Below are 15,697 nucleotides of genomic sequence, written 5' to 3'. Positions count from 1 at the left end.
TTCGAACATGACCACCACGAATGCCGCCACCGCCCCGACGCCTGTCTCCGGGACGACCGACGTCCCGAAGTCGTCCTCGTCGAACTCGCTGAGCTCGAACACGGGCGCGACGCTCGCCGGCAACTTCCAGACCTTCCTGACGCTGCTGACGACGCAGCTGCAGAACCAGAACCCGCTCGATCCGCTCGACACCAACCAGTTCACCCAGCAGCTGGTGCAGTTCGCCGGCGTCGAGCAGCAGCTCAAGACCAACGATTCACTGTCCCAGCTCGTCACCCTGCAGCAGACCACGCAGGCGACCCAGGCGCTGGGCTTCGTCGGCAAGACCGCGCTGGTCGACGGCTCGACCGCGACCATGACGAAGTCGTCGGCGACCTGGCATCTCAACGTGCCCAGTGACTCGACCGTCAACATCACGGTTGCCAATTCCAGCGGCCAGACCGTGTTCACCGGCAAATATACCGCCGCGGCCGGCAAGGACATTCCCTTCACCTGGAACGGAATGGGCAATGACGGTACGCAATGGCCCGACGGCAAGTACACGATCACGGCGACGGGCAAGGACGTGGCGAACAACAATGTCGGCATCGCCGCGCAGGTGCAGGGCGTGGTGTCGTCCGTCGACCTGACCCAGTCGCCACCGCTGCTCACCATCGACGGCGCCAGCTACACCCTGAGCCAGGTCAAGAGCATCATCGCCACCAGCAGCAATTAAGGGCGCGCGCCTCGCCACACACGAGATGTCATCCCCGCCTAGTGCGCAATTGCGCACGGGGGCGGGGATCCATAACCACAGGACGTCGTTTTCGCGTGAGACGTAACCCCGAGTCGTCGTCAAACTACTCCCTGGGGTTATGGGTCCCGGGCTCGCGCGACGCACGCCCCCGGGACGACGGCTGAGGGCTTTGCGGCACCGCGCGCAGGCTCCGTTTGTTAGTAAAGTATTTACCTTCTGCCCGCTCGGACGGCTCGGATCATGGTGTCCAGCCCTCCGGGCCGGCTGTGTTCCAGCCATTTTCAACGAGAATTGTATTGAAGCCTTAGGCTTAGCGGATTTTTAAGCCCGCACGCGTAGGGTTACGGCGTGAGTTCAGTGGTTGAGAGTTTGTGAGTACGCCATGACAGAACCCCATCGCCCGAGGGTAAAATACGTCATCGGGCCGGACGGCAGTCCGCTGACGATCGCAGATCTGCCCGCACCCGGCACCAAACGCTGGGTCATCCGCCGCAAGGCCGAAGTCGTCGCCGCTGTGCGTGGCGGACTTCTCTCCCTCGAGGAGGCCTGCAGCCGTTACACCCTGACGGTCGACGAATTCCTTTCCTGGCAGTTTTCCATCGACCAGCACGGTCTGGCGGGTCTTCGCACCACCCGCATCCAGCAATATCGCCAGTAAGCGATCCGGAAATCTGCAGCTTTTGACGAAAATCGGCCCCGCCCCGCGAGGCCGATTTTTTTCATGTTTCCTTTTGGCGCGACTTTTGTCCCAGCTCTTAACCTTCGTTAACCATATCGAAACCATCACCTAGGCAATAATTGCCCACTCGACCGCTCGGTTGCGGGTCGAAGCTTCGGGGCGGTTGCTTGCAAGGTCTTGCGGACTTTTTGAAGGGTATCGGCGCCGCCCGGTTCGGGGCGATGATCGCGGTCACCGCCGCGCTCATCGGCTTTTTCGCGTTCGTCATCATGCGCGTGACCACGCCGCAGATGACGACGCTGTTCACCGACCTCTCGGTCGAGGATTCTTCGGGCATTATCAAGGATTTGGAGCGACAGGGCATCCAGTTCGAGCTGCGCAATGAAGGCAGCATCATCATGGTGCCCAAGGACAAGGTCACCCGTCTGCGGATGAAGCTCGCCGAGGGCGGCCTGCCCAAGGGCGGCGGCGTCGGCTACGAAGTGTTCGACAAGTCGGATGCACTCGGCACCACCTCTTTCGTCCAGAACATCAACCATCTCCGCGCGCTCGAAGGCGAGCTCGCCCGCACCATCCGTGCCATCGACCGCATCCAGGCCGCCCGCGTCCACCTCGTGCTGCCCGAGCGCCCGCTGTTCTCGCGCGAGGCGCCGGAGCCGTCGGCCTCGATCGTGGTGCGGGTCCGCGGCTCGCTCGAGGCCCAGCAGATCCGCGCCATCCGCCACCTCGTCGCCTCCGCCGTCAACGGGCTCAAGCCGCAGCGGGTCTCGATCGTCGACGAGGCCGGCTCGTTGCTCGCCGACGGCGCCGCGACCGATCCGGAGCAGGCGGTCGGCGACGAGCGCCGCACCGCCTTCGAGAAGCGGATGCGCAAGCAGGTCGAGGACATCGTCTCCTCCGTGGTCGGCTCCGGCCGCGCCCGCGTCCAGCTCTCCGCCGATTTCGACTTCAACAAGGTCACCCAGACCTCGGACAAGTTCGATCCCGAGGGCCGCGTGCTGCGCTCGAGCCAGACCCGGGAAGAGAGCAGCCTCACCGCCGACAATAACGGCCAGGTCACCGTCAACAACGAGCTGCCCGGCAACCAGCAGAACAGCGGTCCGACGGCGAAGGACCAGAGCAAGAAGACCGAAGAGACCAACAATTACGAGATCTCCCGCACCACCAAGACCGAGGTGACCGAGGCCGGCCGGGTCAACCGCATCTCGGTCGCGGTGCTGGTCGACGGCATCTATTCCAAGAACGACAAGGGCGAGCTCGCCTACACGGACCGCACCAAGGAACAGCTCGACCGCATCGCCACCCTGGTGCGCTCGGCGATCGGCTTCGACCAGAAGCGCGGCGACCAGGTCGAGGTCGTCAACCTGCGCTTTGCCGACGCCCCCTCCACCGCCCCGATCGCCGAGCCCTCCGGTTTCCTCGGCACGCTGCAGTTCACCAAGGACGACGTCATGTACTTCGTCGAGCTCGGCGTGATGATGCTGCTCGGCCTGGTCGTGCTGTTCCTGGTGATCCGCCCGCTGGTCAAGCGCATCCTCGCCTCCGAGGAGGTCGCCGCCGCCATCTCCGGCGCCCTCACCGGCCCCGCCGCTTCGGAGGAGGCCGCGCCTGCCGGGCAGGCGCTGCTGCCGGGCGGCGCCGCCAGCGCGATCGACGTCGCCACCATTCAGGGCCAGGTCCATGCCCAGTCCGTTCATCGCGTCGGCGAGCTCGCCGAGCGCAACCCCAACGAAACCGTCGCCATCATCCGCCAATGGCTGACCGAACCCGCGAAATAATCGAGAAGTGAACTGACATGGCCGGCAACCTGCAAAACGCCAATTCCAACGACATCACCAGCGTGATCTCGACGCTCGGCGCCCGCCAGGGCAGCCGCGCGGGCGGCAAGAGCGAAGCGGTGACGGGACCCAAGCGCGCCGCGATCCTGATGCTGGCGTTGGGCGAGCAATATGGCGGCAAGATCTGGTCGATGCTCGACGACGACGAGGTGCGCCAGCTCTCGCTGGAAATGTCGACGCTCGGCACCGTCGAGGTCGACACGGTCGAGGACATGCTGCTCGAATTCGTCTCGCGCATGTCGGCTTCCGGCGCGCTGATGGGCAATTTCGACGCCACCGAGCGGCTGCTGCAGCAATACCTGCCGCCGGAGCGCGTCAACGGCATCATGGACGAGATCCGCGGCCCCGCCGGCCGCAACATGTGGGAAAAGCTCTCCAACGTGCAGGAAGAGGTCCTCGCCAACTACCTCAAGAACGAATATCCGCAGACCATCGCGGTCGTGCTGTCGAAGCTGAAGCCGGAACACGCCGCGCGCGTGCTCGGCATCTTCCCCGAGGAGCTCGCGCTCGACGTCGTCAACCGCATGCTGAAGATGGAAGCGGTACAGAAGGAGGTGATCGAGAGCGTGGAGAAGACGCTGCGCACCGAATTCATGTCCAACCTGTCACAGACCCGCCGCCGCGACGCCCACGAGGTGATGGCGGAAATCTTCAACAATTTCGACCGCCAGACCGAAACCCGCTTCATCACGTCGCTGGAAGAGGACAATCGCGAATCGGCAGAGCGCATCAAGGCGCTGATGTTCACCTTCGACGACCTCGTGAAGCTGGATTCCGGTTCGGCCCAGACCCTGATGCGCAATGTCGACAAGGACAAGCTCGGCGTCGCGCTCAAGAGCGCCAACGAGGACGTCCGCAACTTCTTCTTCGGCAACATGTCCTCGCGCGCGGCCAAGATGCTCCAGGACGACATGGCGGCGATGGGCCCGGTCCGCCTGCGCGACGTCGACGAGGCCCAGGCGCTGCTGGTCAACCTCGCCAAGGACCTCGCCGCCAAGGGTGAGATCATGCTGACCAAGAACCGCGCCGACGACGAGCTGGTGTATTGATGGGCGCCCCGGCAAAATTCCTGTTCGACACCGACTTCGCAGCGCCGGAGCGGTCGCCGCGGGAGAGGGCTGCGACCGCCGCCGAGATCGCCCAGAAGATCGCGGAAGCCGAGGCGCGCGCCTATCAGGACGGCTTTGCCGCCGGCCAGCGCGAAGCCAAGGCCGAGAGCGACCGCCGCGTCGCGCTCGCCATGGAAGAGATCAACATCGGTATCCGGGGCGTCGCCGCCGGCATCGGCAACATCGAGACCAAGATGGAGACCGAGGCGGTCGACGTCGCGGTGGCGGTGGCGCGCAAGCTGTGCGCCGATCTGGTTGCCGCCGAGCCGCTCGGCGAGATCATGGCGTTGGTCAAGGACTGCTTCTCGCACCTGGTCGCGACGCCGCATCTCGTCGTCCGCATCAATGACGCGCTCTACGACAGCGCGCGCGAGAAGGTCGAGCGGCTCGCCAAGCAGAGCGGCTTCGAGGGCCGGCTGGTGATCCTGGCCGAGCCCGATATCGCCACCGGCGACTGCCGGATCGAATGGGCCGACGGCGGCGTCGTGCTGGAGCGCGGTGCCATCGCGGCCAAGATCGACGAAATGGTCGGACGCTATATCGCGTCCCGCAGGGGAGCTAAGCCATGAGCGCCACGGACGGACAGGTCCCGCTGCCCGATCTCAACGGTCCGATGCCGCCTGCCGGCACCGACATCGGCTACAACGAGGACGAATATGCGGCGCGCGCCGCCGCCGACCTCGAGGCGGTGTTCGACGTGCCGGTGCAGGTCTCGGCCGTGCTCGGCCGCTCCAAGATGGACGTCAGCGAGCTGTTGAAGCTCGGGCCCGGCACTGTGCTCGAGCTCGATCGCCGCGTCGGCGAGGCCATCGACATCTACGTCAACAACAAGCTGGTCGCCCGCGGCGAAGTCGTCCTGGTCGAGGACAAGCTCGGCGTGACCATGACCGAAATCATCAAGACCGAACGCAGCTAATAGCGCAAGGAATGACGCGCGGCAGCGCGACCAGACGGACAGGAGACTGACATGCGGCTTCTCATCGTTGGCACATTGAAGGGCCAGCTCACCACCGCCACCAAGATCGCGATGGAGAACGGCGCCACCGTGACCCACGCCGAGGATCACGAGCAGGCGATGCGCGTGCTGCGCGGCGGCAAGGGCGCCGACCTCCTGCTGGTCGACGTCGCCCTCGACATCCGCGACCTCGTGATGCGGCTCGAGGCCGAGCACATCCACGCGCCGATCGTCGCCTGCGGCATCACCAACGACGCCCGCGCCGCGGTCGCCGCGATCCACGCCGGCGCCAAGGAATACATCCCGCTGCCGCCGGATCCGGAGCTGATCGCCGCAGTGCTGGCCGCCGTCGCCAACGATTCCCGCGAGCTGGTCTATCGCGACGAGGCCATGGCCAAGGTGATCAAACTCGCCCAGCAGATCGCGGGCTCCGATGCCTCGGTTATGGTCACCGGCGAATCCGGCACCGGCAAGGAAGTGCTGGCCCGCTACGTCCACACCCGCTCGGCCCGCGCCAAGCGGCCGTTCATCTCGATCAACTGCGCCGCGATCCCCGAGCATCTGCTGGAATCCGAGCTGTTCGGCCACGAGAAGGGCGCCTTCACCGGCGCGATCGCGCGCCGGATCGGCAAGTTCGAGGAAGCGACCGGCGGCACGCTGCTGCTCGACGAAATCTCGGAGATGGACGTCCGCCTGCAATCAAAACTGCTGCGCGCCATCCAGGAGCGCGTGATCGACCGCGTCGGCGGCACCAAGCCGGTGCCGGTGGACATCCGCATCATCGCGACCTCGAACCGCAACCTGGCTGAAGCCGTGCGCGAAGGCACGTTCCGCGAGGATCTGCTGTTCCGCCTCAACGTCGTGAATCTGAAGATCCCGCCGCTGCGCGAACGTCCCCTCGACATCCTCGAGCTCGCCCAGCATTTCGTGAAGAAATATGCCGAAGCCAACGGCGTACCGGTGCGCCCGATCTCCGCGGAAGCGCGCCGCGTGCTCTCCACCAACCGCTGGCAGGGCAACGTTCGCGAGCTCGAAAACACCATGCACCGCTCGGTGCTGATGGCGCAGGGCGACGAGATCGGCCCCGACGCCATCCTCACCCCGGACGGCGACCGCCTCGACCTCGCCAAGACCGCCCCGGCCGTGGCACATGCGACCATGGCCGCCGAGCAGGTGACACGGGCGCTTGTGGGCCGCACCGTCGCTGACGTCGAACGCGACCTGATCCTGGAGACGCTGAAGCACTGCCTCGGCAACCGGACCCATGCCGCAAACATTCTGGGCATCTCGATCCGCACGCTGCGCAACAAGCTCAACGAATATTCCGACGGCGGAATTCCGATCACACCGGCGGGGACGCCGGGCGAATATCCGCGGATGCCGATGGTGGGGGCGTAGGTCTCCACACTGGTTGAGAATGCAAATGCCCGGGCTGGTCCCGGGCATCTTGTTTTGCGCGTCCACCGGCAGAGTCCCGTAGCCCGGATGGAGCGAAGCGCAATCCGGGGTTAGCTCCGCGATCGGGATTCCCGGATTTCGCTTCGCTCCATCCGGGCTACGGGACCTATCACATGGCCGCACCGCATCCGGCGACTAGGTCGCGCCTACGCGAGGCTCTATAAGCAAAGCCCTAGAACCACGCGAGGATACACATGTCGGAAGCTCAAATCACGGACTGGCTGGCGTCGCAGCGGCAGGCGATGATCGATCTGCTGCGCGACGTCGTGAACATCGATTCCGGATCCTATGACAAGGAAGGCGTCGATTCGGTCGGTGCGCGGTTCGAGCGGCATTTTGCCGAGCATGGCATTCCGTTCCGGCGCGAGAGCAACGCCACCTTCGGCGATGCGATCCATGCCGAGATCGCCAAACCCGGCAGCAACGAGAAGCCGGTGCTGTTGATGGGCCATCGCGACACCGTGTTCGGCAAGGGCGAGGCCGGACGGCGTCCGTTCACGATTGAGGGCAAGCGCGCCTATGGACCCGGCGTTGCCGACATGAAGTCCGGCGTCGTCATGAACATCTTCGTGGCGACCGCCTTCCACAAATTCGGCGGCAGCCCGCATCCGATCAAGGTGCTGATCACCTCGGACGAGGAGATCGGCTCGCCCTCTTCGCGCCCGGTGATCGAGCGCGAGGGACGCGCCGCACGCGCCGTGTTCAATTCCGAGCCGGGACGGCCGACCGGCAACATCGTCACCGGCCGCAAGGGCGGCATCTTCATGCACTTCGCCATCACCGGCAAAGCCGCGCATTCCGGCGCCAATTTCGCCGCGGGCGTCAGTGCGATCGGCGAGCTCGCGCACAAGATCGTCCATATCCACGCGCTGACCGATCTCGACAAGGGCATCACGCTGAATGTCGGTCTCGTCTCGGGGGGGCAGTCGGTGAACACAACGGCGCCCTCAGCAGAGGGCCAGATCGACCTGCGTTACGTCGATCCGGCGGATCGTGCGAGGATCATGGCCGCGATCGAGACCATCATCGCGACCTCTTACGTGCCGGGCACGAGTGCGACGCTGACGGTCAAGGGCGAGTTCGTGCCGGTGGTGCAGAGCGCGGAGTCGAAGACGCTGTTCGACGGCTATCAAGCGGCCGCAAAGCAGGTCGGCCTTACGACGCTCCAGGGCGAGTTTTCCGGCGGCTGCGCCGATTCCGGCTTCACCGCCGCAGTCGGCACGCCGACGATCTGCGGCCTCGGGCCGGTTGGCGGGCTCGCGCACACGCCGGAGGAATATCTCGAGCTCGACAGCATCGTGCCGCGCGCCCAGGCGCTGGCGCTGGCGATTTTGCGGGGGTGAACACAGGTGCCGTAGGGTGGGCAAAGGCGCGTTTGCGCCGTGCCCACCATTCGTCTCGTTCGATAGCAGCGGTGGGCACGCTTCGCTTTGCCCACCCTACGAGACCTACCAAGTCCTACGAATAACTCGGCGCGTCCGGCTTGCGGAAGATGTGGATGGGGTCGCCCGGCACGATCGGCTGGCCGCTGAACATTGCATAGGCGTAGAGCGCGAGGTAGCCGATTGCGAGCGCGCCGATGGCGTAGAAGGCCCAGGTCGCGACGCGTTTCATCGTTCCGCTCCATTGCCGTCCCGGACGGGACCGCTTAGGGCGCTTCTAGAGCGATGACGGGGAAAAGGCCAGCCTGAAGGCCCGCTTGTCAGCGGCGATCAAACGCCGCGCAGGCCCCGGGCGGGAAGGCTGACGTCTGCGAGCCGAGCCGCGTCCTCGTCCTGGTCGACCGCCACATACTGGCCGTGCCAATAGGCCAATGCAGCATTGCGGGTCGAATTCCTGACGCTCCTGACGCGGCCGATGACGATGCCGTGCGAGTGGCGTTCGACGATCTCCTCGACCTCGCAATCGACCGCGGACAATGCACCGACGAGCAGCGGAACGCCGGAGACCGCCGTCACCCACTGGCTGCCGGCAAAGCGATCGGCGCCCTTCAGGCCGCCCTTGCCGGCAAAACGCTCGGCGACGTCCAGCTGATCGGCCGCCAGCATATTCACCCCGAAGGCACCGTAACGCTTGATCAGCGGGAAGGACGAGGCATCGCGGTTGATGCTGACCAGCAGCGTCGGCGGTTCGACCGACAGCGAGGTCACCGAGGTGACCGTCATGCCGGTGATGTCCTTGCCCCGCCCGGCGGTGATGACGCTGACGCCGCCCGTGAGGTGGCGCATGGCGCCGCGGAAATCGGCGGACGAGACGGCAGTTTCAGTCATGAGATCGCGGGGCACTACATTCATGGCATGGTCCCCGAACCGGGGTTCCCTTGTATTTAGGTACGATCTTCCGCCGACAAAAGATGGCTCAGGATCGAGCCTTCGAGGCTTGCGAGCTCGGCGGAGCCGCGTTCGCGCGGCCGGGCGGCGTTAACCGTAACGTCGTGGGCAATCCGGCCCTCATCGATCACCAGCACCCGGTCGGCCAAGGCAACGGCCTCGGAGACGTCGTGGGTCACCAGGATCGCGGTAAAGCCCTGGTCGCGCCAGACCCGCTCCAGCAGACGCTGCATCGAGATGCGGGTCAGCGCATCCAGCGCGCCGAGCGGCTCGTCGAAGGCGAGCACCCGGGGACGGGAGACCAGCGCGCGGCCGAGCGCGACGCGCTGCTTCTGGCCGCCCGACAGCACCGACGGCCACTGGTCACGCTTGTCGGCCAGCCCGACCTCGGTCAGCGCCTTTTCGGCGCGCGCATGCGCGTCGCCGGAGGACCGATCTCGGCCGAGGCCGACCTCGACATTGGCGAGCACGCGCGCCCAGGGCAGCAGGCGCGGCTCCTGGAACATCACGCGGATGTCCTCGGGCTGGACATCCTGGCCGAAGCTGATGCTGCCGGCCTCGAACTTTTCCAGACCGGCGATCAGACGCAGCAGCGTGCTCTTGCCGCAACCGCTCTTGCCGACGATGGCGACGAACTGGCCGGCGGGGATGTGCAGGTCGATGCCGCGCAGCACCTCGTTGTCGACGAAGGACTTGCGCAAGCCGCGAATGCTGAGCGGCAGGCCTGTGGTCTGCGCTTGACGTTCTTCTTGGCGCTCCTCGCGCACGACGCGCGCCTGCGGCACGAAATTGGCGCGGCTGGCGAGCTCGGTTTCGGGAAGGGTCGTACGAAGAGCTGTCTGCATGTGATTCCCAGTATTTCTGCTCAGCGTTTCTGGAAGGCGGGGTGCCAGGAGAGCGTCAGGCGCTCCAGCACACGGGAGGCGCTGTCGGCGAGCTTGCCGAGCAGGGCGTAGATCAGGATCGAGAGCACGACGACGTCGATCAGCATGAACTCGCGCGCCTGCATCGCCATGTAGCCGAGGCCTGAAGACGCCGCGATGGTCTCGGCGACGATCAGGGTGAGCCACATGATGCCCAGCGCGAAGCGGATGCCGACGAAGATCGAAGGCAGCGCGCCGGGGAAGATCACCCGTCGGAACAGCTCGCTGTCGGTCATGCCGTAGATGCGGCCCATCTCGATCAGCTGCGGGTCGACGGTTCGGATGCCGTGCAGCGTGTTGAGGTAGATCGGGAAGAACACGCCGAGCGCCACCAGGAACAGCTTTGCGCTCTCGTCGATGCCGAACCACAGAATGACCAGCGGGATCAGCGCCAGATGAGGCACGTTGCGCACCATCTGGAGCGTGGTGTCGGTGAGCTTGGCCGAGAGCTGCGACAGGCCGTTGGCGAGACCGAACGCGAAACCGATGCCGCCGCCAATCAGGAAGCCGATCGAGGCGCGCCAGAACGACACCCAGATGTTACGGACGAGCTCGCCGGAGAGCAGCAGCTTCCAGCCCGCGAGCACGACGTCGCTCGGCGCCGGCAGCACCCGCGTCGGCACGAAGCCGGTGACGCTCGCGACCTGCCAGATTGCGATGATGGCGAGCGGCACGATCCACTGGATCAGGCCGTCAACCCGCGGCAGGCGGAAGCTGCGCGGAAGTGAAACGCTGTCGATCAGGCTCATGACTCGGACACTCGCTGCTGCGGACGGTAATCGCTGCCGACGGTCTCGCCGAACGGACCGCCGTTGAAGTGCAGTTTGGTTACGTTGCTCGGCTGCTCAAGCGAGAGCAGCGGGAATACCAGCTCGGCGAAGCGATAGGCTTCCTCCAGATGCGGGTAGCCCGACATGATGAAGGTATCGATGCCGATGTCCTGATACTCCCTGATGCGGGCCGCCACCGTCTGGGCGTCGCCGACCAGCGCCGTGCCGGCGCCGCCGCGCACGAGACCAACACCGGCCCACAGGTTCGGGGCGATCTCGAGCTTGTCGCGTTGGCCGCCATGGAGCTGCGCCATGCGCTGCTGGCCGACCGAGTCCATGCGGGCAAAGTTCTTCTGCGCCAGCGCGATGGTGTCGTCGCTGACATGCCTGATCAGCTCGTTCGCAGCGCGCCAGGCCTCTTCATTGGTCTCGCGGACGATCACATGAAGACGAATGCCGAAGGAGAGCTTGCGGCCGCGCGTAGCTGCGACCTCCCTCACCTTCGCGATCTTCTCGGCAACCAGCGCCGGCGGCTCGCCCCAGGTGAGATATTTGTCGACGGCGTCGACGGCGACGTCGATGCCGGCATCGGATGAACCGCCGAAATAGAGCGGCGGCCGTGGCGCCTGCACCGGCGGAAACAGCAGCTTGCCACCCTCGACATGGATGTGCGTGCCCTCGACATTGACGGTCCTGCCGGCGAGCAGGTCGCTATAGACGTTGAGGAACTCGCGGGTGACCTCGTAGCGTTCGTCATGGCCGAGGAAGATGCCGTCGCCCTTGTTCTCGACGGGGTCGCCGCCGGTGACGACGTTGACGAGCAGCCGGCCATTGGTGACGCGGTCGAGCGTCGCGGTCATGCGCGCCGCCACGCTCGGCGATTGCAGGCCGGGGCGGACGGCCACGAGATAGCGCAGCCGCTCGGTGAACGGCGCAACCGAGGAGGCGACGATCCAGGAATCCTCGCAAGACCGCCCGGTCGGCAACAGCACGCCGTAATAACCGAGCTGGTCGGCGGCCTGCGCAATCTGGCGCAGATAGTTGAAGTTGACCTCACGGCCGCCGATGCCCGTGCCGAGATAGCGGCCGTCGCCGTGGGTCGGCAGGAACCAGAGGATGTTGGCGTTGGACTGCTTACTCATATGCTTGCTCACGATCCTGGTTTCCGGGCCACGTCGGAAATCTTGATGGATTTGGGGATCAGGTTGAGCGCGAAGAACGCATCCGCAACCTGCTGCTGGTCGGCGATGACGGCATCGGTGATCGGCTTGATGCCGTAGGCCTGCCGCTTCAGCGCCACCTCGACCACGGGGACCGACAGGCCGATCGCCGGAGCCAGCTGCTCGGCAACCGCGTGGATGTCGCCCTTGGCCCAATCGTCGACCGAACTCAGCTCGGCCAGCACGGCGTCGACGATCTTCGGGTTGGCTTCGAGGAATTTCTTCGAGGCGAAATAGAACTGGTAGTTGGCGACGATGCCGGTGCCGTCGGCGAGCGTGCGCGCGCCGGTGGCGGCTTCCGCGGCGGCCTGGAAAGGATCCCAGATCACCCAGGCATCGACCGCGCCGCGCTCGAAGGCGGCGCGCGCATCGGCCGGCGCCAGGAACACCGGCTCGATCTCGGAATATTTGACGCCCGCCTTCTCCAGCGCCTTGACCAGGAGATAGTGGACGTTGGAGCCCTTGTTGAGCGCGACCTTCCTGCCCTTGAGATCGGCGACCAATTTCAGCGGGCTGTCCTTCGGCACCAGAATCGCCTCGCCCTTCGGCGCCGGCGGCTCGTAGGCGACGTACTGAATCGGCGCGCCGGCGGCCTGCGCGAAGATCGGCGGGGCCTCACCGGTGTTGCCGAAATCGATCGCGCCGACATTGAGCGCCTCAAGCAGCGGCGGGCCGGACGGGAATTCTGTCCACACCACCTTGTAACCGTCCGCCGCGAGCTTCGGCTCCAGCGTGCCCTTGCTCTTGAGCAGCACCAGCTTGCCGTATTTCTGGTAGCCGATGCGGACGACCTTGTCTTGTTTGTCCTGGCCGTAGGACGTGCCGACCGCGGCGGCGACGATGCCGATCGACAGCACGATGGCCGCGATCAGACGTTGAATGATACGCCTCATGTTCAAACCCTTGTGCGTGGGAAGAGTGGTCGGCACGATCAGGCTGCCGGGTTACGCCAGACGATGTCGCGAACGACGATCGGCTTCGGGATCAGGCCGAGCTTGTAGAAGCGGTCGGCGACGCCCTGTTGGGTCACGACGATGTCGTCGGTGACGGGGCCGACCACGAAGTTCGCGCGGTCGGCCGCGACCGTCTGGATGTCCAGCGGGACGCCGGTGACTGCGGCGAGCCATTTGGCGACCTCGCCGCGATTCTGTTCGGCCCATTTGCCGGTCGCGGTCGTCACGTCGACGATCTGCTGCAGGATGGCGCCGTGATTCTTCGCGAACTCGCGGTTGGCGATGTAGAAGGAATTGGTCTTGGTGACCTCGCGCGCATTGATCAGGATGCGGCCACCCTGTTTGGTCTCGCCGATCGCGAAATACGGATCCCAGATCGCCCAGGCCTCGATGCTGGCATTGGCAAACGCAGGGCCCGCGTCCGGCGGCGTCAGATAGACCGGGGTGATGTCGGCATAGGTGAGACCGGCCTTCTCCAGCGTCTGCACCACGACATTGTGGGCGCTGGACCCCTTGGTGAAGCCGATGCGCTTGCCCTGCAGATCGGCGATGGAGCGGATCGGCGAATCCTTCGGCACCAGGATGCCCTGGCCGTTGGTGATGGGCTGGCCCGCGGCATAGACGATCGCGGCGCCCGCGGCCTGCGCGAACACCGGCGGGGAATCGCCGACCGCGCCGAAATCGACGCTACCGACGTTCATCGCCTCCATCATCGGCGGGCCCGAGGAGAACTCGACCCATTTCACGTCGATGCCTTGCGGATTGAAATGCTTTTCCAAGGAAGCCTGCTGGCGCGTGATAACCAGCACGCCTGTCTTCTGGTAGCCGATACGAATTTCCTTCACCGCGCCCTGCGCGTTCGCGCGCGAGGCGAACGCTGCCGCCACTGCGGTTCCAGCGGACAATTTCAAGAAGTCACGACGCTGCATTCCAAAACTCCCGGCCACACGCGGCCGTCATTCATTTCTGATGAATGATGGTGCGGAGCGGGAAGAGTGTCGAGACGCCAAGGAAAATAGCGATGCGAGCACTGCGCGTGTGGCGAAGCGCATGATTAATCTTTCAAGCGGCCGCGCTCATGCAGAGGGATTTTTTTCCGCACGCGAATGTGAGAGCCGCGTGGATCTGGTCAACGCTCCCAGCGCCGGAACATAAAATGTCGAAAACAACCCCATGCACAGTAGCCGACGATAGTCCGATCAATGACTTACGTATTATCCGAAGTTCGTTTGACACGTCGGGCAAAACAGGCGCATGATGGCACCGTGGCGAACAGGATCTGTGGTGACGGAGAGCTCCATCCACCACCTCGTTGTCATTCCCCGCGAAAGCGGGGAATCCAGTATCCCAGAGACGTCAATGCTTCACACGACTGCCGCAGCGTACTGGATCGCCCGCTTTCGCGGGCGATGACAACGCCTTTGTGGCGACGGCGCGCCCTGTAAGCTAATGCAACCATCTCACCGGCAGGTTCTGCAGCCCGCGGAACGCCCAGCCACCGATCCGCACCGGCTCGTCATCGGCGATCTCGAGCTGTTTGGCGCGCGCGAACACCGTCGGCAGCGCGACATCCGCGATCATCGCACGCGAGGCCCAGGCGCCGGCGCAGAAATGCGGGCCCGCGCCGAAGGCGACGCTCTTGGAGGTGTCACGCCGCACGTCGAACTGGTCGGCGCGCTCAAAATGCTTCTCGTCGCGATTAGCGGAGCCGAACATCAGGAACACGCGCTCATCCAGCTCGAACGAGACGTCGCGGATGCTCCACGGCTTTGCGATGCGCCGCGGCGACATGCCGATCGGCGAGATCCAGCGCGCGTATTCCTCGAACGCCTCGAGCCAGGACACCTCGCCCTTGCGCACGAGAGCGAGCTGGTCGGGATGGCTCAGCAGCGCCCACACCGTGCCGGCGATCGCCTTGCGCGGCTCGTTCTGGCCGCCAGAGATCGCGAGTTTTACATTTGCGCGCACGTTCTCCATCGGCATGCCCGCAGCGAGGAGTACGCCGAGGATACTTTGATCGGGATGCTTGCGCATCACGGGCAGGATGTCGTCGATCGCAGCATCGATGCCTGACGTCGCGGCATGGCAGCGCGCCTCGACGGCGGGATCGCCGCCATAGTTCGCGATGCCCTCGATCATGCCTTGCGACCACGCGTCCATGTCCTGGAAGCCGATATTGGTGAGGCCGGTGATCGACTTCAGGCATTCGCCGGAAAACGGCAGCGCGAAGTCGCGCATAAAATCGATCCGCCCCGGCTCGATCGCACCGATGATGCGGTCGGCATGGGCCTGGAACAGCGCGGTCCAGTGCGCCTTCACCGTCTTCGGCGACACCGTCGGAAACATCGCGCGCCGCTCGATTTGATGCGCCTCGCCATCCTTGCGCATCATGTTGTGGCCCATCAGCCGATTCATCAGGCCGGCGGGCTGGTGCGAGGAGAACACGTCGATCTGCTTCTCGGAGATCGAGATGTCGTCGCGGCTCGCAAGCAGCGTCGAGCCGAGCTGCGGCACGAAGGCGATCGGCGCCTCCTTACGCATTTTTGCGAGCATCGGATAGGGATCGGCCCAGAACGCTGTAGGGTCGATGTCGATGCGCGGCGCGGTGCTCAAGGCGGTCTCCCCTGATCCTCGTGTGCTTCAGGCGAGACTACCGGACTCTGCTGCCGGCGTCTGTCCCTAGCGATAGGGACGGACGGCATTGGGGCGTGTGTTCATAAGCTTGA

At 65.1% G+C, this 15,697-nt stretch carries 16 protein-coding genes; 8 read left to right on the top strand and 8 right to left on the bottom strand.

From position 1 onward, the window contains the following. Positions 1–7: 7 nt before the first annotated feature. The 8 genes from OWC48_RS41625 (at position 8) to OWC48_RS41590 (ending at position 8,118) form a co-directional block, all read left to right on the top strand. Positions 8–715 carry a flagellar hook assembly protein FlgD gene (locus tag OWC48_RS41625; protein ID WP_282525197.1) on the top strand — a complete coding sequence of 236 codons (708 nt, stop codon included), beginning with the start codon at positions 8–10 and terminating at the stop codon, positions 713–715. A gap of 403 nt (positions 716–1,118) precedes the next feature. Next, a complete protein-coding gene (locus OWC48_RS41620) occupies positions 1,119–1,394 on the top strand; it encodes a DUF1153 domain-containing protein (protein ID WP_002714638.1) in 276 nt (91 codons plus the stop codon). A gap of 188 nt (positions 1,395–1,582) precedes the next feature. Beyond that, positions 1,583–3,193 carry a flagellar basal-body MS-ring/collar protein FliF gene (gene fliF / locus OWC48_RS41615; RefSeq protein WP_282525196.1) on the top strand — a complete coding sequence of 537 codons (1,611 nt, stop codon included), beginning with the start codon at positions 1,583–1,585 and terminating at the stop codon, positions 3,191–3,193. Between the two features lie 17 nt (positions 3,194–3,210). Next, complete coding sequence (gene fliG, locus OWC48_RS41610) at positions 3,211–4,302, top strand: flagellar motor switch protein FliG (RefSeq protein ID WP_282525195.1); 1,092 nt, start codon at positions 3,211–3,213, stop codon at positions 4,300–4,302. Next, the gene (locus OWC48_RS41605) at positions 4,302–4,931 is read left to right on the top strand and encodes a FliH/SctL family protein (protein WP_282525194.1); all 630 of its coding nucleotides are present in this window, start codon (positions 4,302–4,304) and stop codon (positions 4,929–4,931) included. The genes fliG and OWC48_RS41605 overlap by 1 nt, the downstream gene beginning before the upstream one ends. Continuing rightward, positions 4,928–5,278, top strand: a complete 351-nt coding sequence (gene fliN, locus OWC48_RS41600; protein WP_282525193.1) for a flagellar motor switch protein FliN — start codon at positions 4,928–4,930, stop codon at positions 5,276–5,278. Before OWC48_RS41605 ends, fliN begins: the two co-directional genes overlap by 4 nt. 51 nt (positions 5,279–5,329) lie before the next feature. Then, positions 5,330–6,715, top strand: a complete 1,386-nt coding sequence (locus OWC48_RS41595; RefSeq protein ID WP_014492540.1) for a sigma-54-dependent Fis family transcriptional regulator — start codon at positions 5,330–5,332, stop codon at positions 6,713–6,715. A 254-nt stretch (positions 6,716–6,969) separates the two neighbouring features. Then, positions 6,970–8,118, top strand: coding sequence for a M20 family metallopeptidase (locus OWC48_RS41590; RefSeq protein WP_282525192.1), 1,149 nt, complete (start codon positions 6,970–6,972; stop codon positions 8,116–8,118). Between the two features lie 115 nt (positions 8,119–8,233). Here the strand turns inward: OWC48_RS41590 and OWC48_RS41585 are convergent, their stop codons facing one another. The 8 genes from OWC48_RS41585 to OWC48_RS41550 all read right to left on the bottom strand — a co-directional run bounded on the left by OWC48_RS41585 (position 8,234) and on the right by OWC48_RS41550 (position 15,584). Next, on the bottom strand, positions 8,234–8,389 hold the full coding sequence (locus tag OWC48_RS41585; protein WP_028160973.1) for a hypothetical protein: 156 nt from the start codon (positions 8,387–8,389) through the stop codon (positions 8,234–8,236). A gap of 98 nt (positions 8,390–8,487) precedes the next feature. Next, positions 8,488–9,069, bottom strand: a complete 582-nt coding sequence (locus OWC48_RS41580; RefSeq protein ID WP_282525191.1) for a flavin reductase family protein — start codon at positions 9,067–9,069, stop codon at positions 8,488–8,490. 32 nt (positions 9,070–9,101) lie between these two features. Then, positions 9,102–9,950, bottom strand: coding sequence for an ATP-binding cassette domain-containing protein (locus tag OWC48_RS41575; RefSeq protein WP_282525190.1), 849 nt, complete (start codon positions 9,948–9,950; stop codon positions 9,102–9,104). A gap of 20 nt (positions 9,951–9,970) precedes the next feature. Then, positions 9,971–10,777 carry an aliphatic sulfonate ABC transporter permease SsuC gene (gene ssuC / locus OWC48_RS41570; RefSeq protein ID WP_282525189.1) on the bottom strand — a complete coding sequence of 269 codons (807 nt, stop codon included), beginning with the start codon at positions 10,775–10,777 and terminating at the stop codon, positions 9,971–9,973. Then, entirely contained in the window at positions 10,774–11,940 is a 1,167-nt protein-coding gene (ssuD, locus tag OWC48_RS41565; RefSeq protein ID WP_282525188.1) for an FMNH2-dependent alkanesulfonate monooxygenase, read from the bottom strand. The genes ssuC and ssuD overlap by 4 nt, the downstream gene beginning before the upstream one ends. Before the next feature lie 8 nt (positions 11,941–11,948). Continuing rightward, positions 11,949–12,911, bottom strand: coding sequence for a sulfonate ABC transporter substrate-binding protein (locus OWC48_RS41560; RefSeq protein WP_282525187.1), 963 nt, complete (start codon positions 12,909–12,911; stop codon positions 11,949–11,951). A gap of 38 nt (positions 12,912–12,949) precedes the next feature. Further along, on the bottom strand, positions 12,950–13,900 hold the full coding sequence (locus OWC48_RS41555; RefSeq protein WP_282525186.1) for a sulfonate ABC transporter substrate-binding protein: 951 nt from the start codon (positions 13,898–13,900) through the stop codon (positions 12,950–12,952). A gap of 517 nt (positions 13,901–14,417) precedes the next feature. After that, positions 14,418–15,584 (bottom strand): cytochrome P450, encoded by a 1,167-nt coding sequence (locus OWC48_RS41550; protein ID WP_282525185.1) that lies wholly within the window; start codon positions 15,582–15,584, stop codon positions 14,418–14,420. Positions 15,585–15,697 lie beyond the last annotated feature (113 nt).

It is taken from the genome of Bradyrhizobium sp. Arg816 (assembly GCF_029989365.1).
Taxonomy (GTDB): Bacteria; Pseudomonadota; Alphaproteobacteria; order Rhizobiales; family Xanthobacteraceae; genus Bradyrhizobium.
This window is presented reverse-complemented; position numbering and strand designations above follow the sequence as displayed.

What these genes read in the sequence shown, in the direction of transcription:
- OWC48_RS41625 (WP_282525197.1), top strand. Translation starts at nt 8, where the DNA reads ATGACCACCACGAATGCCGCCACCGCCCCGACGCCTGTCTCCGGGACG.
- OWC48_RS41620 (WP_002714638.1), top strand. Translation starts at nt 1,119, where the DNA reads ATGACAGAACCCCATCGCCCGAGGGTAAAATACGTCATCGGGCCGGAC.
- fliG (WP_282525195.1), top strand. Translation starts at nt 3,211, where the DNA reads ATGGCCGGCAACCTGCAAAACGCCAATTCCAACGACATCACCAGCGTG.
- OWC48_RS41605 (WP_282525194.1), top strand. Translation starts at nt 4,302, where the DNA reads ATGGGCGCCCCGGCAAAATTCCTGTTCGACACCGACTTCGCAGCGCCG.
- fliN (WP_282525193.1), top strand. Translation starts at nt 4,928, where the DNA reads ATGAGCGCCACGGACGGACAGGTCCCGCTGCCCGATCTCAACGGTCCG.
- OWC48_RS41595 (WP_014492540.1), top strand. Translation starts at nt 5,330, where the DNA reads ATGCGGCTTCTCATCGTTGGCACATTGAAGGGCCAGCTCACCACCGCC.
- OWC48_RS41590 (WP_282525192.1), top strand. Translation starts at nt 6,970, where the DNA reads ATGTCGGAAGCTCAAATCACGGACTGGCTGGCGTCGCAGCGGCAGGCG.
- OWC48_RS41585 (WP_028160973.1), bottom strand. Translation starts at nt 8,389, where the DNA reads ATGAAACGCGTCGCGACCTGGGCCTTCTACGCCATCGGCGCGCTCGCA.
- OWC48_RS41580 (WP_282525191.1), bottom strand. Translation starts at nt 9,069, where the DNA reads ATGAATGTAGTGCCCCGCGATCTCATGACTGAAACTGCCGTCTCGTCC.
- OWC48_RS41575 (WP_282525190.1), bottom strand. Translation starts at nt 9,950, where the DNA reads ATGCAGACAGCTCTTCGTACGACCCTTCCCGAAACCGAGCTCGCCAGC.
- ssuC (WP_282525189.1), bottom strand. Translation starts at nt 10,777, where the DNA reads ATGAGCCTGATCGACAGCGTTTCACTTCCGCGCAGCTTCCGCCTGCCG.
- ssuD (WP_282525188.1), bottom strand. Translation starts at nt 11,940, where the DNA reads ATGAGTAAGCAGTCCAACGCCAACATCCTCTGGTTCCTGCCGACCCAC.
- OWC48_RS41560 (WP_282525187.1), bottom strand. Translation starts at nt 12,911, where the DNA reads ATGAGGCGTATCATTCAACGTCTGATCGCGGCCATCGTGCTGTCGATC.
- OWC48_RS41555 (WP_282525186.1), bottom strand. Translation starts at nt 13,900, where the DNA reads ATGCAGCGTCGTGACTTCTTGAAATTGTCCGCTGGAACCGCAGTGGCG.